This is a genomic window from Brevundimonas diminuta, from assembly GCF_039673845.1.
GTDB classification, from domain to species: domain Bacteria; phylum Pseudomonadota; class Alphaproteobacteria; order Caulobacterales; family Caulobacteraceae; genus Brevundimonas; species Brevundimonas diminuta_E.
Genome location: NZ_JBDJMK010000005.1, coordinates 112861 through 133453, shown reverse-complemented (window position 1 = coordinate 133453; position 20593 = coordinate 112861). Strand labels below are relative to the sequence as shown.

The window sequence follows — 20593 nt, the reverse complement described above, 5'->3', positions numbered from 1 at the left end:
CACTGACGTCCGCTTCCGTCCCACTGCTTGCCTCGGGTATCCGTCAGCACAAGCGTGGCCGCTGTTGCCCCTCAGGTCGAGGTGACACACCGTCTCTGCACGGGTGACCCGATCATAGCGCCGGCTCCGCGCTTCACATTCCAAGACGAGATTCGCTGAAGTGCGGAATGCCAAAGCAGTCTGGCGGCGCCCGCGCCCGTCCCCCCCGTCATGGAATGCGATGTCCGACGGCACGATCGTCTAGGCCACCATAATGGGCGTTTTCACACTCGAAGGCGCCGGCCGACCACCGGGTATCCGCCATACGATGATCGCGCGGGGCGCACTGTCCGCCGGGCCCTGCACCTGCTCAACCCAGCAGTTGTCCTCCACCGTAAGGGACCAGGCCTTCTGCGAACACAGGTCAAGGACGACCAGAAAACCCAGTTTCGGCCCCGTTAGCAGATAGCTGGCGGCTTGGCCCAGATACTTGCGGATGCCTTCTCGGGACGCGTCGATCAGCTCGCGCTTAATCTCAATCACGCACCGCCAGTCGGGGCGCGTGATGGATACATCGGCTCGGCCCGTCCCTATGTCTGGCGTTTCGCGATGGATCTGGTGTTGGGGAATTCCGTCGGCGCTAAGGCACAGTGAATGCCATAGGCTTTTTTGGAGCTCGCGCTCCAGGGGAGCTTCATCCCTCAGTGCGAAGAGAAAGTCGAAAAATCCGTCGGCGGCCGACGGGGTGACGTCGAGGCAGTGGGCGAGGAAGCGGATCATGTTTTTGATCAGAACGCGGATATCCAACCGAACGGTGCCGGTGTAGTCGGGATGACCTCGCAACGCGTCGGTCAGCTGGATATAGACCTGTTCAAGCTTCCCGACGAGCGGGTTCCCGTGTGCGAGGTTATCCAGTCTGGCCAGCGCCTGCAGCGGGTCAGGTGAACCGTCGGGCGCTTCCCCCATCCCGCCGCTCGGCTTTCCCGGCCCAACCCCGCCGGCTTGGGCCATAGTCTCGAGTAGTGCCTGAGCATGCTTGCGCTCTTCGGGCGGCGTGCCGGGATCGTCCGCCCACGCGCGGACGTGAGCCCTGAGACCCTCGCGCGCGACCAGGCTGCCAGCCGTTCGATCGATCACTGCGGCACGGAGGCCATCCGACGCGAGGTCACCGGCCAAACTCTCGCGAAGCCTGCCGAGCTGCCGGAGCACTGGCACCGCGTTGAGCCAACTCGCCTCCTCCAGCCTGAGGGGCAAGCCCTCTAGTGCGCTAACAAGGCCATACCACGCGGTCTCGCTGGCGAAGGAAGGGCGCAACCAGCCGCGCAGCGCCGAGCGATCCATCTCCACCAAACGCGATCCAGCTATGGCCCGAGTCAACGCGATGTCGGACTCCACTTCCCTCGAATTGCGCCCCCAACAGTAACCCGCGACAGCCGAGACGGCATGATCCAGCGCGGCAGCTTCGTCCATGTCAGGTCCCGCCGCAGAAGCTCGACTGAAGGCTTCCGAAGCCGCCTCCAGGCCCGACAACAAAGCGGCGAGGTCAGTTTGTCCGAGCGCATCGTCAAGGGCGATCAGCGCCAGTTCATAGAGAGCCTGATCGGAGGCCTCGGCACTGAGCGTCAGTCGTTCCAGAACGACGGTCAGGTCAGGCGACTGCGACCACAGCCACGCCAGTCCCGCAAGCCGCGCCGCACGGGCGACGAACAAGGGATTTTCATCGGGCCGAACGTCATCCAAGGCCGCGATGACGGACGGTCTGGAGGCACCGGCCTCCTGAGCAAGCAGAAAGGCGCCCGCGAGCGCCTCGGACGCTCGGTCCGCATCTAGATCTGACCCTCGCTCGGAGATGCGTTCTAGCAACACCTTCTGGGCGGTGCGGGCGTCTCCGGCGGCCAGCTTCGCCGTCGCCACATGCTGGCTAGCAGCGGCCAGTACAAGCGGATGACGGTTACGCCTCAGAATGTCCAGGATGATAAGAAAGAGGTCGGGGGTGACCGCTCCAGAGCTAAGGATGGCCCACACAAGTCTGTCAGCATGAAGGTCCGTGGCGAGGTGAAGCTGACCGCTCAATGCCTCCGAGCCTCCGAGGTCGGCGAGCGACGGCGCCGGAACAGCCGAGAGCCGTTCGGCTACATCCATCATGACTCTATCACCGGCTGCATCAGAACATGGTCCCGGAACCCGTCGGGAGGATGACGTTGCCCTTGTGGAAGGCTGGCTGCAGCAGGTTGCCCCGGGCGGACGCCACGAACAACTGCAGGTTCGGCGTCTCTTCAGCGATCTGGTTAATCTCCGAGATCATCGCCAGCAGGTCCAGCTCACTCAATTCCTCGCTGCCGGGCGAGTCTATGAACAAAAGACCAGGGTGGTGGCCGAAGCCGCTGTCATGCGCCATTCTCATCATGGCAATGACAAGCGCGATCCTAAGGCGAAGCCTCTGCCCAGGGGTTTGCTTGCTGTAGTAGCTCGATACGCCCGAGATGCGGACCTGAATCCCGTTCCCGCGAACCGTGACGCTCTCTAGTCCCTTGAATCCGAACCGCTGGGCGATAAGCACCATCTCGTCACCGAGCTTGGATATGACGTCGATGCTGGCCGCTTTCATCCGGGTCTCGGCGATTTGCTCGGCGGCCTTAAGGATCACTAGGCGCTCGGCCGACTGCTCCGGCACTTCCTTACGGGCGAGGGCTTTCAACTGGTCGAGCGCGCCCGCCACACGCAGCGCCTCGTCCTCCAGTTCACGACGTCGGCGGATCGCCGCGGCTTGGGATTCCGCCTCACGCACCTTGTCCGCGACCGCCGTCCGCGACTTCACGACGCTCGTCAGCTCCTTCCGGGCCGCGTCAAGCTTGGACTGGGTCGTCTTCTCGGCGACCATGAGTTTCTCGACCCGTTCCCGCGCCGCCTCCAGCGCCTCCTCGAGCGCTTCGCCATCATCGTTCAGCGTCGAGCGATCACAGACCGCACATCGGCCCTCGGCCTCTTCGGCCAAACTGCGCGCCTCCTCGAAGGCGCTCGAGCATCGAGGACAGCAGACCGGATCGAGACCGGCGAAAACCTTCCGCGAGGCGGCTCCCTCCTTGAGGCGCCGTTGAGTGGCCTTGGCTTCATAGCGCTGGGTGCGCAGGCTGAACCTGCGATCTCTAGCTCCGAGACCCTCACCTGCAGGTCGCTGGACTCCCGCAAGAGGGTGGCGTTCTGAGCACTCAGCTCATCCAACTCACTAGCGCTGATCGCGGCTCCGGCCTCCTTCTTCAGGAGTTCCTTCAACCGTCGCGTCTCGCCCTCGAGATGCTTGATCTCGACGCCATAGCGCGCTTGGGCAGCGCGAGCGACGGAGATGCCTTCAGCCTGCGCCTGTTCAAGCGTGACGGCGTTCCTCAGCGCCATGTGGGTCGCTGCGTAGGGCATGCCCATGAACAGCTGCAGCATCCGCCACCAGAGGGCGCCGGTGGTGACGTCGCCCAAGATGGCAGGGTGGGAGCCTTCGATGAACATCGAGGCTACATAAGCCGTCCATGCATGCATGAATTGGCTAGCTTCCTCACCCGTATGGCTCACATTCGGGATGGGCTGCAGCGCGAAGCGCTCCATCATGAGGTTGCCCATCACCTGTTCAAAATGGTCCTCGCCCTTGAAGGCCTGGAGGGTTCGAGCCGGTCCGGGAGCCTGTAACACCAGCTTGCCCTGGGGGACGCCGTCGAGGTCGGTGAAGCTGACGCAATAGCGCTCGCCTCCGATGGTGAAGTCCAACTCGACCTCGTCGATCCAAGCCCGCACCTCCGGCTTCAGCGACCTCGGTCGCCCCCGCAAAGCCCAGACCATGACGTCGAGCAGAGTGCTCTTGCCAATCTGGTTGGCATCGGGGCTGAGAATTCCGAACAGACCTGGCCCGAGATCCGACCATGCGAACTGATAGGGACCATCCTCGTATTTGGTCGCGCGCTTGACCCCGCTAAACGCAAGGCGCCGGATCGCAAGGGTATCCGCCCGACGCGTGGGCCGCTCCTCCCCGACGCCGATCTCGGACAGCACAAGGTCCACCGCGGCCGGCGAGACCTTGGCTTTATCGGCGACGGCGTCACGAAGCGGCGCGAGCGGAGCTTCAGGGAGTGTTCCCCTCATCGGGCGGCTTCCAGTATTTCGAGTCTCTTGCGAACCTGCTCGGCGATAGACTTGATTGTCTCGCCGTTCGGGGCGTTGGCGTATTCGGGGTTTTGGTACTGCATGCGCGCCAGGTCCTCTCCCCTGCGGCCTTCGCAGAGTCGGCCGACCAGACCGGCGCGATCCGCATACCAGGTCGCCTCCGCCATCTCCTTTGCCATTCGGCCCGCCAACTCGGCTCCCTTCGCCAGAAGGAAATAGGTGCGACGGCGGTTGGCGGGGTGACGACGCGTCACGGCGAGGCCGTAGCTGATGAGCGGCGCCAGACCAGTATCGATCGGCTCGTAGGCACCCCAGAGATATTTTGCCATGGCGTCACGACGCAGCTCGGGCTCTTCACTGTTGAGAATGGCCTTAGCCTTACGCAGCCATCCGGCGTCTTCGCTGGCCTCGTATTCGTCTAGCAGGGCGTGAGCCAGATGGTCCGGATTGCGCATCCAGAAGTCCATCTTTTGCAGGCGTTTCTGGGACCAGATGACCCGAACCGCATCGGGTTCCGGCGGCGGATCGCCGGCTGCTTCACCCGCATAGGCGAGGATGAAGAGTAGCCGAAGCGCGTCGCGAAACTGCCGCGTTGGCTCATCAAGATATGTGGCGTTCAAAACGGCAACGTCCCCCGCACCCGTATCGACGCTACCGCCACCAAAACTAGACGGCAACCTCTGCGTGAGATCATGAACCGCCTGTCACAAGCATTTACACCTGTCGTTTTACACAGGCGGGTCTCGGTTATCGCCACAGCGGATCCGCGCTGTGTCAGCTGGTCTCGCGCACGAAGTCGTCCTCGTCTTCAACCACCACCTCTTCACCCTGTCGGTTGGGTCGGAACTGTCGACCCATGCTGCGGCGCGCGCTCTGGATGGAGTCGTAGAAGTCGTCAGCCGCGAGGCTGAGGCTCTCGGGCGCGAGAGCATGACGCACGGCGTCGGGATCCCACTCTTTGTTGAGCTGCTTCGCCAGGGCGAAGACGACCGCACGTCCGACGCGCAGCACCATGCTCTTCTCGGCCTGCCGGACCGCAGCCTCACGCATGCTGTCGAGATCGGCGACCGTAGCATAGGAGGCTTCTAGCGCATCACGCATCTCGCCAATCGATGGATAGAGCATATTGAGGAACAACTGGCCGTTCTCGTAGTAGCGGCCAGCTCTTCCTCGCAACTGTTTCTCGTCGATCTCCTCGGGCGATCTCAGAAGGACGATTTCGGGCGCGCGTTCGCGGTCCTTCCAGAGATCCGCCGCCTTCGAGCCCTGGGGTGCCAGATTCAGATCGACATGTCTGGTTTTGGGCTTTGAGCCGCCGCCGGCTCCGGCCTCTCCGTCTCGCGTAGGCTGAACGCCGACCCCGCTCGCCGGATCGATCAGACGGATCCCGGCAGGGGTAGGCCTTGGCGAAACTCGCCGGACCCTGAGCTCGTCGAGCAGCTTCTGCAGCTCGTCACGGATGTCGTCGTTGGACGTGCTCTCCGGCGCGAATGATCGAATGACATCGATCAGCCACTGGGGGCGATGCTGGGCAACGAGGTCGCCGAAATGCGCGGCCTGGACCGCATCCTGCTCCCCGGCCTGATACCGGAGGAACTGGCGGTAGGCCTCCGGTAGCACGGCCGCGTCGTCCGGCAGTTCGATGTGGACGGAGATGTGCTTGGATCCGAAGGGGATGCCGAACAGCGGCGCGTTGATGGACCAGGCCCGCCCGGTTTTCACATCATAGAGTTCATCGCGATAAACGACGCCGGCGAGGCTTAGGGCGGACTGGATCGCGCCGCTGATTGAGCGGTTGTGGCTCGGCGATTTCTCGTAGGGCGGATCATAGAAATAGTGGATCTTGATACCGTCGGGTGCCTCGACCGTCTCTGTCCGTTCGAAGGCGCCGGCGGCGGCGCGGCGCGGAAGGGGCTCGAAAGCCCGGGTTCCGTCACCGAGTTTGTGCGTCCCCGGCAGGAGGGTCACACGGACACCGTCAGGGAGGCGGTAGAACCGATGATAGAGGTAGGTCGCTAGCCACTGCGCATCGACAATTGGATCGCCGTTGTACGGTGCGCGGGCTGTCTCCTGGTCCGCCTCGTTCCCCAGCAACCGAACTTCCGTCCAGTCGTAAGTCAGGTCGTATCCTTCTTCGGTCGCCAGTTCGGTCACGTCGATGACCTCGACAAGGTCGCCGTTCTCCAGTGATCGCCGAAGACGACCGTAGCGTCCGTCGCGCTCGCAGAGGATCACCTCATTGACCGTACCAGACTTGCAGGAGCGGTAGACCATTCCCAATCGGTTGGACGGTAGGGAGGCCACCTTCGCCCCCATCCCGAAATTGGCGTCCAGGCCTTTCTGCTTGCGGATGGACGAGGCGAGGTCGCACATCCGATAGAGCTCGGCGGCGTCCATTCCGGGGCCGGTGTTCCAGATCGCGAGCTTGGGCGTGTCGTTGAACGTCACGGTGCGGAAGACGACCTGACGACTGCCACCGGGAGCGAGCGACGCCGCCTCCATTGCGTTCTTCGCCAACTCGCGCACCATCATCGTGCGTGGGCATCGTTCGATGGTGGTTGAGACGAGAAAGTCGATGTCGTCGATCTGGATCGGGGTGACGCTGGACGGGGTCATGGCTGCCTACAGCTTGAAGCCGGACTTGCGGGTCCGCGGCGCCTCGAACCGAGCCTCGACCTCCGCGACGGCGTCACGCAACGCCCGAATGATCTTCTTCACCTCTCCGTCCTCGTATTCGTAGACCTGCCGGTTCGACAGGTTGCCGATACGGGCGATCGCATCGAGCGCCTTGGTCGTGCGTCCTTCAGCCAATTCGCGGAATTTTTCGCGTTTTAGTGTCACTTACGGGCGTCCTTGTTATGGTATTCGTCAATATTTTCGCCGAATAAAAATCACATATCGCCGTCATTTGCAATCGTGTCGAGCCAGCAGGCATTCTGAGGACTTCGGCCACCAGACCTGACGCTCGCTTCCCGGTTGTTCCCCGATGCGCAGTCCTGGTCCGTTCGAGATCACCGAACCCGCGCGGGAGGCGCTGACCCACTGGTCGGATATGCTCAGGTCTCGGTCGGACGACTGGCTGTTCCCGAGCCGGATCAGCGCCGGCGCCCACATCAACATTCGATAGTACACCGGGCTCGTCGATGGTTGGGTTCAGATGATCGACCTGAATCCTGGTGCCTAGGACACCCATAGCCTGAGGCGGGTACCAAGGTCGCACTGATCTACAAGAAAGTCGGCAATCTACGTGCCTGCTAGCTGCTCCTTGGACATGGGAAGCTGGAGAGCACGGCTCGCTATCCGCGGCATCGAGGTGGATGACGCTCTGGAGATCTCCGAGCAGTTCGATTTGTGAGTGCGATGGGGTGCAGTTTGGCCCGAAAGCTAATCCGCACTTCGGCAGCCAAGGGTCGGAAGCGGTCTTCGACAGTGAGCCACGTTTAAGGTCAGCTACCGAGCTTCTAGCCCATGTCCGGTTCTGGCGCGTTTCAGCCTTTACTGGCGGCGTTCAACTCATTCAACCGATCGCGGCAAATCGTCTCCACCACGTCCTCAAGCACTTTCAGTCGCTCCAGCATCCAGGCGAGTTCCTCAGTCGTCACCCGATAATGCTCGGAGTACCGCGCCTTCACATAAGCCGCGCGCAGGAGCTCAAAGCACCGCTTCTGGAACTTCGTCTCCGTCGGCCAGACCTCCGCCAACCGCGCATCGATCGGCTCGGCTGCATTTCGCAGCCGGACCAGATTGTGGGACTTCGGCGTGTACAGCGTCGCGACGAGCAAGACGGCGTTGTAGAAGTTCTCCGCAGCCTGATGGAGATGGAAGGCCGCTAGGCTGTTCCATTCGTTCTCAATGTCTAGGCGAGCGTGCGTGATGAAGCGGCTCGCTGACGTCATATACTCGGCGTAGTATTTCTCGGCCTCTTTCACCGCCGCATCGCTTGGAAGAGGTTGCGGATCAACAAATGGATGGTCCGGCGCCTCAAACAGCACCACGCCCTCGCGCACGATGTCCGCGAAGAAGTAGCGGCCCTGGGCCAGTTGGTCGTTCACGTCCTTGAGCGAATGAATGATCAGGTCGGCGGGGGTGCGCAGATTGGCGCCCGAGGCGAGGTCCCGCCGCAGGCGCTTCTCGGCACCCTCCCAGAACTCCAACACATCGGTCAGCTTCTCATCGCTGACCACGACAAGCAGATCGAAGTCGGAGAAGTAGCGCCCGACCGGGTCTTCGACCCAGTCGCCCCGGGCGTATGATCCGTAGAGGATGACCTTGAGGATCTGGCCGTCCTTCACGCCTTCGGCGCGACGGTTGGCGATGGCCTTGCGGAACTCGTCCTTGATGACGCCGAGTACGTGCTCCAGCTCGCGGCGTTTGCCGAGCGGCAGATGGTCGAGACTCGTCTTCATTCGGCGAGTCTTGCCGTTACCGCCGCGCTTCGCAAGGCGAAGCTCCTCTCGGCCAGCTCTGTGGTATTCGCGACGGATCACCATGGGGCGGGAGCATCGCCACTGGGGGACTCCTTGTCACGCCTGAAGGCGCGCCGCCCCCGGTGCGCAAGAACCGCTACGACCTCGGTGCGTCGGTCGTTGTGCAGCAGGGCGGCGATGGTGATCAGGCCGCCGAGGATGGCGTTGCGGTCGTCGCCCGTCAGTTCGACCAGGCCCGCCTTCTGCACCAGGCCGCCCAGTTCGATCAGGTGACGGGTGCGGGCGCGCCGTGCGTCCTGACGTTCCTGATGTTCGGCTCGCCGCTGCATGGCTTCAGCCCGGCGTGTCAGCGCTGGAAACCGGGCCAGCCTTTGAGCCGTGACGCGAAGCGCCTGTCGCAGCGGCGCGCGTCCGTTCGCCCCGAAAGAAGGCCTCGCCCCGCTGGCGCCACTGGGCCCGAATCTGTTCGTTCTTCTCAGTCGCTGCGGCGCTCAGTGCGCCCATGAGGACGTCGGCGCCCATGGCGTCCGCGCCGCTGGCGATGACGAGTTCGCCAAGCTGGCTGACCCGGCGCGCCTTCAGCGCCGCCGCGCGTTCCGCCAGCGCTGCGAGTTCGGCGTCGATGTCTCTGGGCTTTCGCATGATGACGGCTCTCTCTTCCTTCGAAGAGCCGCCATCATGCTTGCGTCCCGCCTTACGCGCGCCCCCGTAAGTCTGCGGTAGTGCGCGGGCGTGAGCGGCTTACTTGGCCGCCGGCTTGCGTCCGCGTTTGGCAGGCTTGCGACCGCTCTGGCCGAGGCCCATCGACTTGGCCAGTTCCGACCGCGCGGCGGCGTAGTTCGGCGCCACCATCGGATAATCCGTCGGCAAGCCCCACTTGGCGCGATAGTCCTCCGGGGTGAGGCCGTACTTGTTGAACAGATGGCGCTTCATCGACCTGAAGGGCTTGCCGTCTTCCAGGCAGATGATGTGGTCCGGCGTGATGCTCTTGCGGATCGGCACCGCAGGCGTCTGAGGTTCGGGTTCGGGCACCGCACTCTGCGTCGTGCCGGCCAGCGCGCCATGCACGCCCGCGATCAGGCGCGGCAGGGCGTCGGTCGCGATGGCGTTGTTCGAAACGAAGGCCGAAACGATGTCGGCGGTCATGCCGATCAGGTCGGTCTCGGCGGTCAGCTCATCCATGCATTCAGGTCCTGGCGGTGGGGGAGTAATACGGCTCAGCCTTGCACGTCCCCTCCTGCCCGGAAACCGGACGCCATGAAGGATCGCGGCTTTCCACCTCCGTAGACTTGCGGGACGCCAGTCCCCGTCACGACGGACATGCTGTCCGGAGTGCGCGCTTATACGTCGTTCCGACGTGCGCTTTGCTCAAGGCGCTGCGGTCGTGGCCATCTACCACTTCTCCGCCAAGATCATCTCCCGCTCGACCGGGCGCAGCGCCGTGGCGGCGGCAGCCTATCGCTCGGCCTCGCGTCTGTTCGACGAGCGCACCGAGCAGCCCTTCGACTACAGCCGCAAGTCCGGCGTGCTGCACTCGGAAATCCTGCTACCGGACGGGGCGCCCGAGCGCTGGTCCGACCGACAGGCGCTCTGGAACGAGGTCGAATGGGGCGAGAAGCGTAAAGACGCCCAACTCTCCCGGGAGATCGAGTTCGCCCTGCCCAGAGAGATGAAGCCTGACGACGCCATCGAGCTGGCGCGCGCCTTCGTCGAGCGGGAGTTCGTGCGGCGGGGCATGGTCGCCGATCTGAACGTCCACTGCGATGTCGGCGAGGACGGCCTACCCAGGCCCCATGCGCATGTGATGCTGGCGCTGCGGGAAGTCGGCCGCGACGGCTTCGGCGCCAAGGCGCGGGACTGGAACAGCACCGCCCTACTGGAGCATTGGCGCGAAGCCTGGGGCGAGCATGTGAACGTCCGCCTGGCTGAACTCGACCTCGACATCCGCATCGATCACCGCAGCCTCAAGGACCAGGGCATCGACCTTGAGCCCCAGCTCAAGATCGGCCCGGCCGCCGCGCGATCTGAAGCGCGCGGCCGGGCCTCGGAACGGGCCGACCAGCACCGCGACATCGCGCGCCGCAACGGCGACCGGTTGCTTCGCAATCCGGCCGCTGCCCTCGAAGCTCTGACCCACACACAGGAGACCTTCACCCGTCATGATCTGGCGCGGTTCGTCTTTCGCCATACCGACGGCAGGGATCAGTTTGAGCGGCTCTACGTCAAAGTCCTCGTGCCACCGGAGCTGGTGCATCTGGGAGCCGACGAACGTGGACGGGAGCGCTTCACCAGCCGCGACCTGATCCGCGCACAGGAGGCCATGCTTCGGGCGTCTGACCGGCTGGAGAGCCAGCCTCATCACGCCATCACCGAACGCACTGGCCGCGCGGCCAGAGCGGAAATGGCCGCCGTGGCGCAACTTGGCGACGAGCAGGTGCTGGCGGTGGCGCATGTGCTGTCGGCCGGATGTCTGGCGGCGATCGTCGGCTACGCGGGGACCGGCAAGAGCACTGCGCTGGGCGTCGCGCGCGCGGCGTGGGAGGCAGAAGGTTATCGTGTGGTAGGCGCCGCGCTCAGCGGCATCGCGGCGGAGAATCTGGAGAAGGGCTCGGGCATTCCGTCACGGACGCTGGCGAGCCTGGAATACGCTTGGGCGCGTGGCCGGGACCACCTGACGCGCAACGACGTGCTGGTCATCGATGAGGCGGGCATGGTCGGGACGCGGCAGATGTGCCGCATCCTCGAAGCGGTTGAACGCGGCGGCGCCAAGGTCGTGATGGTCGGTGATCCGGAACAACTTCAGGCCATTGAGGCCGGGGCGCCGTTCCGGCAGTTGGTCGAGCGACACGGCGCCATGGAGATCACCGAGGTGCGCCGCCAACGCGAGGGCTGGCAGCGGGCGGCGACGCGGGAGCTGGCGACGGGACGAACCCAGGCCGCCATTGAGCGATACGACGCCGCAGGCGCCGTCTACGGGCACGATACGCGCGACGAGGCGCGACGGGCGTTAGTGAAGGACTGGATGTTGGATCGGGGGTGCGATCCGGCGGCGTCCCAGATGATGCTGGCCTACACGCGAGCGGACGTGGCGGAGCTGAATCGGCAGGCGCGGGAGACGCTGCGAGCTGCCGGGCAGTTGGGACCGGATCAGCCGGTGGAGACTACGAACGGAGAGCGGGCCTTCGCAGTTGGGGACCGGGTGATGTTCCTACGGAACGAGCGGTCCCTCGGAGTGAAAAACGGGACGCTAGGGACCCTGGCTGCGCTTGGTCCGTCAGCAATAGAGGTGCGACTGGATGACGGCCGAAACCTGCGGTTCGACCGCAAGGAATATACGGACCTGGCGCACGGCTACGCCGCGACGATTCACAAGATGCAGGGGGCGACGGTCGATAGGGCTTACGTTCTGGCTAGTAGGCACATGGATCGACACGCGGCTTATGTGGCGATGAGCCGGCATCGCGACGCAACGAAATTGCGGTATGGGCGCGAAGAGTTTGCAACGAGCGCAATCCTTGCGGCGGCAATGCAATCCACCCGCCATCACTTCCGCCGCGATCGAACTCGCTCGTGACCCAAGCTGCTCTCTTCCTATCCGCCCTGAGCATCAGCGCCGCTCCGAACTGCTGGCGATGTGGGGATGAAGCAGGGCGCGCTACCCTTTTGGTATCCGAATCCGATAAGTACGATTGACACCCTGCGAGACAAAGCTTCAGCCTCCCCGGGCTGCCTTCAGATAATTCGGATGCCTTATGACCAGCCCCTTAAATGCCTCTGCTAGCAGTGCCGGCGCGCTCATATCGAACTCCAGATTTACTGTTCCGTCGTTCCAGCGAGAATATGCGTGGGGCAAGGAGGAAGTAGGAGAATTCTGGCGTGATCTGAGTGGTAGCCTCGACGCTGACTCTTACTTCCTTGGATTGGTGATCCTTACCGAGGAAAACGGAACAAGGTATGTCGTTGATGGGCAGCAACGACTTATAACGCTTAGCTTGTTGGCTACCGCGCTTTACCACGAGGCTCTCATTAGAGACAGAAGGGCGCTTGCTGACAGAATTCAATCTGACTTTCTTCGGTCTATTGATTACGAAACTGATAGCACTGACCCACGCATACTTTTAACTGATCCGTCTGATAATAAAACATTCCAGACCCTTCTTGATACTGGCGATGTTTCATCCATTTCTGCAATTCCAGGCTCTGTATCTGAAAAGATGCTAGAGTCATATGCCTTTGTAAAATCGTCCCTACAATCAGACCTTTCGACAGATCCATTTAAGCGGCTTGGAAAGTGGACTGAGTTTATCACCAACCGCCTATACTTTGCGGTGTTCATACATCCGGATCCAGCAACTGCGTATCAGGTTTTTGAGGTAATCAACACTAGAGGAAAAGACCTTACAACTGCAGATTTGCTCAAAAATTACATTCTCAGTCAAACGGCACCACAAAAAAGAGATGACCGGTATGATCAATGGAAGGAGGTCTCGAGACCGTTCCCCCCTGAAGGTACAAATAATTTTGTGCAGTATATTCGCCACGTGGTGACCGTTGAGGGAGGGCACATCCTACCTAAGGACTTGTTTGGATTTCTTGCCCAGAGAGACAAGTCTCGCGGCAGAACACCTCCGGCCCCAGACCGGTTGATGGCGCTTCTCGAAGATCGCCTTCCTCTCTATCTGCAAATGATAGACCAGACTGCTGCTGGACCTGCTGACCAAGACGCTCTGGGCGTTTTTTCGGCCCTCAACAGCCTGGGCGTCATTGCCGTACGACCGATACTTCTTGCGATGTCGGACGTGCCTCATTCTGTAGACGGCATGCGGTTCATTTTGCAGCTAGTTGTACGCCGCATGGTGGTTGGGAACCTAGGAACCGGTAACGTTGAGCGGCGGTTTGGCGAGGCCGCTAAGAAGGTGGCCGATTCAGGAAATTGGTCATCGATAATCGATGATTTCAGCGACCTTAACCCATCGAAAGATGAATTCGTAAATCAGCTAAAGAAGAGATCATTCAATAAGGCTGTCCTCGCATTCCTGCGTAGATCTATTATTCAGGACAGTATCACGCCAGACCACTCTGGAACGCTTCATTTTATATGGGAGCGGCAGGCGGGCGACTGGAAGACCATGAGCGAGGAAGATGGATCCTTCTGGCAATCCACCATTGGAAATACATTCCTAGCCGACCTTGAGCGACGCCCTCGCGAGGTTACCGACTGGAATTCGTTCAAAGCTCTGATCATGCCTCATAGTGTGCAAGGAGAGTGGAAAGCCCGGCTCTCTCAGGTCGGAAGCTGGGACACTGATGCCGTGGCCAATATCGGTGTCGAGCTAGCGGAAGCTGGCGGAAACCTGTGGTATCGATAATGATGGCGGCTGAGCTAACGCCTCATGAGACAGCACTTATTAATGTGCTCGACCGAAAGACAAACATCGATGCCCTTAGGGCATTGATGTTTTCCCTACGCCCGGAGCCATCAACGGTTAGCTTGGCCAGTACGGCCATTGCCTTCGACGCAAACGTCTTCCTGCGCCTTTCAACGCACAAGCGAAGCGTCGATGTAATCGACTATATTCGATCATCGCATTCAGCTCCGATCATACTCCCAGGCCAAGCCATTCAGGAATTCTGGAACAACCAATTTGTGGCCGTAGATTCTATGGCCTCAGCTATAAGAAAAAATTTTGAAAAGCTGAAAGGTGATATAGAGAAAATTGACACCGCATTCGCAGAGTTTTCTGCGAAATTTCAAGCTCAAATCGAAGATTTTTCTAGTGAATACGGTCATGTTTTTGACGCCGCCACGATAAGCCGCACGAACGCATTCTTAGAAGTATTGGCTGATAAAGCCTCTGTACCATTCGTTCGGAGAAGTGTTCTCCATGAAATTGCAAGACATCGCAAACTAACGAAGACTCCACCGGGTTTTAAGGACGACGGAGATGGCGACTTTTTCATATGGGCGGATCTTTTAACTGGGATCCAAACAGCCATGGAGAATGGCGCAGACGTTCAGCGTGTCGTTCTCGTATCTCACGACAGAAAAATTGACTGGTCGCGCGAAGGGACACCGCACCCAATTTTGGCTGCCGAAGTCCAGGCTATTGCTGGTGTGCCATTCGAGATTTGGTCCATAGATGACCTTATCAAACAGGTCGTCCTAGCCATTTAGATATCGATCTGGCTTCACACCTTCTGCACAGAAACCAGAGGGGTGTAAAATCTTAGGGCTTATTGTAGTTTAGCAAGCCACCTTCTCCCACAAGGGGAGAAGGAAGCGTCAGCGGCGGGCGATCAGGGCGCGGGTCAGGCAGGAGAAGACCAGCCGCCCCGCCTCGTCCAGCAGGTCCTGCTGGGCGATGACCACGCCCTTTTCATCGCCGACCGGGTCCTTGCCCATGACGGTCAGCCGTCCGCGCAGCAGTTCGCCCGCCGGAGGGCTGCGCAGGAAACGCAGGCCATCGACGGCCAGCGTCTTCGATCCGGCCCAGCCCGCCGAGCGGTCCGCCGCCAGACGGCTCCACAGCGCATAGACCATGGCGTCAGGCGCGCCATAGGCCGTGTCCCACCCCGGCAGGAAGCGTTCGGCGAACAGCTCCAGCGCCGCCGCATCGACGGCGCAGGCGCCCAGGGGAATGACCTGACCGATCTCGAGATCCTCGAAATGGACGTGAAGCGGCTCGGTCATGCGTGGTCTTCCCTCCGTCAGGCGGCGGGTTCTTCCGACACCCGGACCATCAGCTTGCCGTCATGGTCGCCGGTGAACAAGCGATTCAGCGAGCCGACCGCGCCTTCCAGTCCGTCATCGACATGGACCTTCCACTGGATCTTTCCGTCAGCCAGCCACGGCCCCATCTCGGCGACCATTTCCTTGGCGCGGTGGGCGTAGTCGAGGACGAGGAAGCCCTGCACGTCCAGACGGTGGGTGATCAGGCGCGAGAAGTTCGGCGAGGGCGGCATCCGCGTGGCGTTATAGGCCGAGATCAGGCCGCAGACGGCCATGCGGCCGTGCACCTTCAGCCGGTTCCAGACGGCGATCATGATGTCGCCGCCGACGTTCTCGAAGTTGAGGTCGATCCCGTCCGGCGCCAGACGGTCCAGCGCATCGCCGACGTCCTCATTCTTATAATCGACGGCGCCGTCGAAGCCGAGGTCTTCGGTCAGCCAGCGGCATTTCTCGGCGCCGCCGGCGATGCCGATGACGCGGCAGCCACGCTGCTTGGCCACCTGACCGGCGATGGAGCCGACCGCCCCCGCCGCCGCCGAGATCACCAGCGTCTCGCCCGCCTTGGCCTTCAGCACGTCGGTGACGCCGAAATAGGCCGTCATGCCGGTCATCCCCAGCACCGACAGATTGGCCGTCAGAGGCAGGCCCGGCGCGCGGTGCACCGGCCGCAGCCCCGCCTCCGGCACGACGGCGTAGTCGGCCCAGGCGCCCGACAGCGGCGTGACCAGATCACCTTCCTTGAACCGTTCGCCGCGCGACTGTTCGACCACGCCCAAGGTCAGGCCGCGCATGACGTCGCCCAGCCCCACCGGCGGCAGATAGCCTTCGGAATCATTCATCCAGGTGCGGTTGGTCGGGTCGATCGACAGATAGACGGTGCGGACCAGAACCTCGCCGTCCTTCAGGTCCGGCACGAGGCTTTCGACCAGTTCCAGATCGCCGTCCTGAATCAGGCCGCGCGGGCGCTGGCGCAGGATCCACTGTCTGTTGCGCAGGCTCATCTTTGCATCTCCCACAGAGCGTTTTCTTTCAGAACCCATAGTGGCGCCCCAGGCGGTGAAGTCGAGAGCGGGGCGGCGGATGGCGGATCACAAAAAAGAAGGCGGACCCCATCCGGGATCCGCCAAGGTGTCGCATCATCGAGAATGAGGCGAGGACAAAGACCAGCGCGCCGGTCCGGGAATAGCCCTCGACCCGGTTGTAACGACGCGGGGCGACGCCAGTTCCCTGATGCGCGCGGCGAAGCGCATGCGGGCCTCCGCGCGTGCTTTTGCCGGAACGGCGCGGTCTGTCGCCACGTTGAGTTTCAGGGCCGCACATCCGGCCCGACCCTGAAGGAGGCGAGCCCGTGACCCACCAAGACCCGCATTCCCGTTCCGCCGACGCCGTGCATGAGCACCGCCCCGTCGAGGCGCAATATGTCCGTCAGGGACGCAGCGGACGGCGGCTGCTGATCGTTCTGATCGTCTCGGTCGCGGCGGCGGCCCTGCTGTTGCTGGGATGGTGGGCGCTGAACAACAACAGCCTGCAGGACACGGTCGAAGACTCCAGCGCCCGGCCGACGCCCGTCGAAGTCGTCCCTGCCGATCCATCCATGCCCGCAGAACCGGACGCCGCGCCGCCTCCGGCCCGGCCGTGAACGCCCCTCGCCAATGAAAAAGGGCTCCGCCGCGGCGGAGCCCTGAAGATATCGGCCGTATCCGGCGCCGTCAGGCGGCCTGTCGGTTGCGCGACGGATGGAAGAACAGGGCCTGGCTGATCGCCGCCTTCACCGTTTCCGGCTGGAACGGCTTGGTGATCAGGAAGGTCGGCTCGGGCCGTTCGCCGGTCAGCAGACGCTCGGGGAAGGCGGTGATGAAGATCACCGGCACGTCGAACTGCTTGAGGATGTCCTTGACCGCATCAATGCCCGAAGACCCATCGGCCAGCTGGATGTCGGCCAGCACCAGACCGGGCTTGCGACGGGCGACCGCTTCGATGGCCTCATCGTGGGTGGTGGCGGTGCCGGTGACGCTGTGGCCCAGCTCCTTCACTAGGCTTTCGATGTCGGCCGAGATGATGGCCTCATCCTCGATGATCAGGACGTCGGTGGCCAGTTCGGCGTCAATGTCCGACTGGGCCTCGGCGATCAGGCGTTCGACCGTGCGCGGGTCCACGGCCAGAATCTGCGCCGCCTCGGACGGAGTGAAACCTTCCAGCGCCGTCAGCAGGAAGGCCTGACGCGAGCGCGGAGAAATCCGCATCAGGCGCTGGGCGGCGTCATCGCCGTCGGCAGCGGTCGCGCCTTCAAGCTGGGCGCCGGTCGACGACCAGATGGCGTGGAAGACATGATAAAGGGCCACGCGCGGCGTCATGTCGGTGGGCAGTTGACGCTCGCCCGCCGCCAGAGCTTCAAGCGCCACGCGCACATAGTTGTCGCCCGTCGTCTGATCACCGGTCAGCGCCCGGGCGTAGCGACGGACATAAGGCAGATGCGGCGCAAGTCTGGCCAAAAGGCTCATATTGTTTCTTTCCCCGACAGTCTCAGCGCCGCACCTTAAGCAGCGCCACAAGAGGCAACAACGTATCAAATGCGCCACGGTTCCGGTCGCAAAGCCAGCTTGAGCATAAAAAGGCCAGACGCTAGGAACCCTATCGGAGAGGCGGCGTTTCCGCTTCAACAGGCGTATCAACAGGCTTGGCGGCAGCCGGACATTCCATGATCAATACCAAGGACACCCCCGCTCACCCCGACGGGTCGCCGTCGCGAGACCCGGGGCTGGAAGAGGTCCACCTGCGTCAGCAGGCCATCGGCGTAAAACTGCGCCACATGTTCGATGAAGTCGTCAATGAGCCGGTGCCGGACGAATTTCTGGAAATCCTGCGACGCGCCGACGAAGCGTCGACCAAGGAGGGCCAGTGACCAGCCCCTCGCCCGCTCCCCGGCCGCCGTCAGCGAATGACGGCGCCTTCAAGGCCGAACTGGTCACGCTGATCCCGCATCTGCGCGCCTTCGCCCGCACCCTGACCGGCGACCCGACCTCGGCCGACGACCTGGCGCAGGAAGCCATGATGAAGGCGTGGGACGCCCGCGCCAGCTATCAGATGGGCACGAACATGAAGGCCTGGACCTTCATGATCCTGCGCAACCAGTTCTATTCGGAAAAGCGCCGCTCGTGGCGCCAGACCCAGCTGGATCAGGAAGCCGCCGAACGCACCCTGATCGCGGTCGACGATCCCGAGGCGCCTGTCGCCCTGGACGAACTGCGTCAGGCCCTGCGCACCCTGCCCGAGGAACAGAGGGAAGCCCTGATCCTGGTCGGCGCCGGCGGCTTCGCCTACGAAGAAGCTGCTGAAATCTGCCAGTGCGCCGTCGGCACGGTGAAGAGCCGTGTCTCGCGCGCCCGCAAGGCGCTTCAGGCCACGCTGGAACGCGGCGGCTATGAACGCGACGGCAAGTCCGCAGGCGACGCCATGCGCTCCATCCTGGCCGACGCCGACAGGCTGAGCGGCGCCGGACGAGGGTAAGCGTGCTGCGGGGCGGCCGGTTTCTGCGCCGATCCTGGAGTCGCTTCTGGAGTCGGTTTTCGGGTCGCAGGACCGGGCGCCCCAACCTGCAGGGCATCCGGTTCCGGCTGGGCGTCGGCATGGCCGTCGCCCTGCTGCCGATCCTGCTGCTGGCCGCGATCCAGACCGAGGCCGGATTCCGGCGGCAGGCCGCCAGCCAGCGCACCGACCTGCAGCTTGCGGCCGACCGCAGCGCCGTCGACGCCAAGACCAGCATCGACACCGCCCTGGTGCTGCTGCAGGCCCTGGCCCCGGAAAGCGCCAGCTATTACTGCGAGCCGCGCCTGACGCCTCTGGTCGAGCAGATGGAGAACATCGCCGGCCTGTCGCGCTTCGACGTCAACGGCGAGGCGATCTGCGCCTCGAGCACGGTCCGCCCGCCGAGCGCCGACAAGATCAGGCAAAGGACGTGGTTCCAGCGCCTGAAGCGCGGCGAGAAGATCGCCATGCAGTGGACCGCTTCAGACCCCAGCGCCCTGATCGTCGCCGTCCGCTCGGAACGGCCCATGGGCGCCTTCGAGGGCGTGGTCGCGGCGGTCCTGCCCGCCGCCGCCCTGCAGCCGAACATCAATGATCCGGCCCTGCCCCCCGGTTCGCAGGCCGCCCTGGTCGATTCCACCGGCCGAATCCTGATCGCGACCGACCCCGACGCCTTTGTCCTGAGCGACCCTGACGCGGTGAACGCCTGGGTCGACAAGGCCGCCAGAGGCGACAGCGACCTGTTCGAGAGACGCGACGCCGATGGAACCCTGCGCGTCTACGCCGGGGCGCCGCTGTCGGGACGCGACGTCTTCATCCTGCTGTCGGCGCCCGCGCCGGGGCTGCTGTCATGGGCGCGGCTGAATCCGTTCGGCACCCTGTTGCTGCCGCTGGGCGCCTGGCTGGCGACCTTTGCGGCGGTCATGCTGCTGTCGGAACGGATGCTGGTTCGCTGGCTGGTCTATCTGGAGCGGGTGGCCGCCATCTATGCGCGCGGGCGTTTTTCGGTCCGCCCGGTGCAGGCCGAACACGCCCCGACCGAAATCCGCGTGCTGGCGCGGACGCTGGGCTCGCTGGGCGACACGATCACCCGCCGCGACACCGCCCTGCTGGAGGCGCTCGATGAAAAGGACGCGCTGATGCGCGAGATCCATCACCGGGTGAAGAACAACCTGCAGATCATCTCGTCCCTGCTGTCGATGCAGCAGCGGGCGGTCAGCGATCCGGCCGCCCACGCGGCGCTGGGCGACACCCGCCAGAGGATCGCCGCGCTCGCCCTGATCTATCGCATTCTCTACCAGAGCGAGCCGGTGCGCGAGGCCGACTCCGAGACCTTCCTGCGCGAACTGGTGGGACAACTTGTCGCCGGCGCCTCCATGCGCGGGCCGCTGGTCACCACCTCGATCGAGGCGGACCCGCTGGTCATCGATCCGGACAAGCTGGCGCCCCTGGCCCTGTGGGTGGTCGAGGCGGTGTCCAACGCCCAGAAGCACGCCTTCGACGATCGCGGCGGCGATCTTCAGGTCCGCTTCCGCGTCCACGGCGACACCAGCGTGCTGGAGGTTCAGGACGACGGGCCCGGCTTTACCGACACGGCGGCGCCCGGCGTGGGACGCACCCTGATGATCGCCTTCGCCAAACAGCTGCGCGGCGAGGCCGAAATCGTGGCGGCTCCCGATGGCGGCTCGATCGCCCGTCTGACCTTCGCCACCCCCGAGGCCAGCGGCGCCGCCAAGGTGCGCGAAGTCGCCGCCTTCAAGGTCAGTGGAACCCGACCTTGAGC

General features: G+C 63.1%; 20 protein-coding genes. 7 read left to right on the top strand and 13 right to left on the bottom strand.

What is annotated here, in order from left to right; all coding sequences use genetic code 11:
* Window positions 1-240 precede the first annotated feature (240 nt).
* From ABE454_RS06890 to ABE454_RS06845, 10 genes are all read right to left on the bottom strand, one after another.
* Window positions 241-2124: a hypothetical protein gene (locus tag ABE454_RS06890; RefSeq protein ID WP_346530395.1), complete on the bottom strand. Its 1884-nt coding sequence runs from the start codon at window positions 2122-2124 to the stop codon at window positions 241-243.
* 19 nt (window positions 2125-2143) lie between these two features.
* Complete coding sequence (locus ABE454_RS06885) at window positions 2144-2974, bottom strand: hypothetical protein (RefSeq protein WP_346530392.1); 831 nt, start codon at window positions 2972-2974, stop codon at window positions 2144-2146.
* Complete coding sequence (locus tag ABE454_RS06880; protein WP_346530390.1) at window positions 2923-4107, bottom strand: AAA family ATPase; 1185 nt, start codon at window positions 4105-4107, stop codon at window positions 2923-2925. The genes ABE454_RS06885 and ABE454_RS06880 overlap by 52 nt, the downstream gene beginning before the upstream one ends.
* Window positions 4104-4748 (bottom strand): hypothetical protein, encoded by a 645-nt coding sequence (locus ABE454_RS06875; RefSeq protein ID WP_346530388.1) that lies wholly within the window; start codon window positions 4746-4748, stop codon window positions 4104-4106. Before ABE454_RS06875 ends, ABE454_RS06880 begins: the two co-directional genes overlap by 4 nt.
* Window positions 4749-4902: 154 nt before the next feature.
* Window positions 4903-6744 (bottom strand): hypothetical protein, encoded by a 1842-nt coding sequence (locus ABE454_RS06870; protein WP_346530386.1) that lies wholly within the window; start codon window positions 6742-6744, stop codon window positions 4903-4905.
* A 6-nt stretch (window positions 6745-6750) separates the two neighbouring features.
* A complete protein-coding gene (locus ABE454_RS06865; RefSeq protein ID WP_346530384.1) occupies window positions 6751-6969 on the bottom strand; it encodes a hypothetical protein in 219 nt (72 codons plus the stop codon).
* 647 nt (window positions 6970-7616) lie between these two features.
* Window positions 7617-8534, bottom strand: a complete 918-nt coding sequence (locus tag ABE454_RS06860) for a HEPN domain-containing protein (protein WP_346530381.1) — start codon at window positions 8532-8534, stop codon at window positions 7617-7619.
* Between the two features lie 77 nt (window positions 8535-8611).
* On the bottom strand, window positions 8612-8884 hold the full coding sequence (locus tag ABE454_RS06855) for a conjugal transfer protein TraD (RefSeq protein ID WP_346530378.1): 273 nt from the start codon (window positions 8882-8884) through the stop codon (window positions 8612-8614).
* A gap of 4 nt (window positions 8885-8888) precedes the next feature.
* Window positions 8889-9197 (bottom strand): conjugal transfer protein TraD, encoded by a 309-nt coding sequence (locus tag ABE454_RS06850; RefSeq protein WP_346530375.1) that lies wholly within the window; start codon window positions 9195-9197, stop codon window positions 8889-8891.
* Window positions 9198-9296: 99 nt separating this feature from the next.
* Entirely contained in the window at window positions 9297-9737 is a 441-nt protein-coding gene (locus tag ABE454_RS06845) for a MucR family transcriptional regulator (RefSeq protein WP_430825825.1), read from the bottom strand.
* A 202-nt stretch (window positions 9738-9939) separates the two neighbouring features.
* Here ABE454_RS06845 and traA point away from each other — a divergent pair, with 202 nt between their 5' ends.
* The 3 genes from traA to ABE454_RS06830 all read left to right on the top strand — a co-directional run bounded on the left by traA (window position 9940) and on the right by ABE454_RS06830 (window position 14730).
* Window positions 9940-12129 (top strand): Ti-type conjugative transfer relaxase TraA, encoded by a 2190-nt coding sequence (gene traA / locus ABE454_RS06840; RefSeq protein WP_346530373.1) that lies wholly within the window; start codon window positions 9940-9942, stop codon window positions 12127-12129.
* Window positions 12130-12307: 178 nt separating this feature from the next.
* Window positions 12308-13924 carry a DUF262 domain-containing protein gene (locus ABE454_RS06835; protein WP_346530372.1) on the top strand — a complete coding sequence of 539 codons (1617 nt, stop codon included), beginning with the start codon at window positions 12308-12310 and terminating at the stop codon, window positions 13922-13924.
* On the top strand, window positions 13924-14730 hold the full coding sequence (locus ABE454_RS06830; RefSeq protein WP_346530370.1) for a PIN-like domain-containing protein: 807 nt from the start codon (window positions 13924-13926) through the stop codon (window positions 14728-14730). Before ABE454_RS06835 ends, ABE454_RS06830 begins: the two co-directional genes overlap by 1 nt.
* Before the next feature lie 108 nt (window positions 14731-14838).
* Here ABE454_RS06830 and ABE454_RS06825 read toward each other — a convergent pair whose 3' ends face one another.
* Together ABE454_RS06825 and ABE454_RS06820 are read right to left on the bottom strand one after the other, a co-directional pair.
* The gene (locus ABE454_RS06825; RefSeq protein WP_346530368.1) at window positions 14839-15246 is read right to left on the bottom strand and encodes a MaoC family dehydratase; all 408 of its coding nucleotides are present in this window, start codon (window positions 15244-15246) and stop codon (window positions 14839-14841) included.
* Window positions 15247-15263: 17 nt separating this feature from the next.
* The gene (locus ABE454_RS06820) at window positions 15264-16286 is read right to left on the bottom strand and encodes an NADP-dependent oxidoreductase (RefSeq protein WP_346530365.1); all 1023 of its coding nucleotides are present in this window, start codon (window positions 16284-16286) and stop codon (window positions 15264-15266) included.
* A 347-nt stretch (window positions 16287-16633) separates the two neighbouring features.
* Here ABE454_RS06820 and ABE454_RS06815 point away from each other — a divergent pair, with 347 nt between their 5' ends.
* Window positions 16634-16924 carry a hypothetical protein gene (locus tag ABE454_RS06815; RefSeq protein WP_346530363.1) on the top strand — a complete coding sequence of 97 codons (291 nt, stop codon included), beginning with the start codon at window positions 16634-16636 and terminating at the stop codon, window positions 16922-16924.
* 70 nt (window positions 16925-16994) lie between these two features.
* Here the strand turns inward: ABE454_RS06815 and ABE454_RS06810 are convergent, their stop codons facing one another.
* Complete coding sequence (locus ABE454_RS06810; RefSeq protein WP_346530360.1) at window positions 16995-17786, bottom strand: response regulator; 792 nt, start codon at window positions 17784-17786, stop codon at window positions 16995-16997.
* Window positions 17787-17983: 197 nt separating this feature from the next.
* Between ABE454_RS06810 and ABE454_RS06805 the strand changes: the two genes are divergently transcribed.
* From ABE454_RS06805 to ABE454_RS06795, 3 genes are all read left to right on the top strand, one after another.
* On the top strand, window positions 17984-18187 hold the full coding sequence (locus ABE454_RS06805; protein WP_346530358.1) for a NepR family anti-sigma factor: 204 nt from the start codon (window positions 17984-17986) through the stop codon (window positions 18185-18187).
* Entirely contained in the window at window positions 18184-18792 is a 609-nt protein-coding gene (locus ABE454_RS06800; RefSeq protein ID WP_346530355.1) for a sigma-70 family RNA polymerase sigma factor, read from the top strand. Before ABE454_RS06805 ends, ABE454_RS06800 begins: the two co-directional genes overlap by 4 nt.
* A gap of 119 nt (window positions 18793-18911) precedes the next feature.
* Complete coding sequence (locus ABE454_RS06795) at window positions 18912-20591, top strand: sensor histidine kinase (protein WP_346530352.1); 1680 nt, start codon at window positions 18912-18914, stop codon at window positions 20589-20591.
* Window positions 20592-20593: the final 2 nt, after the last annotated feature.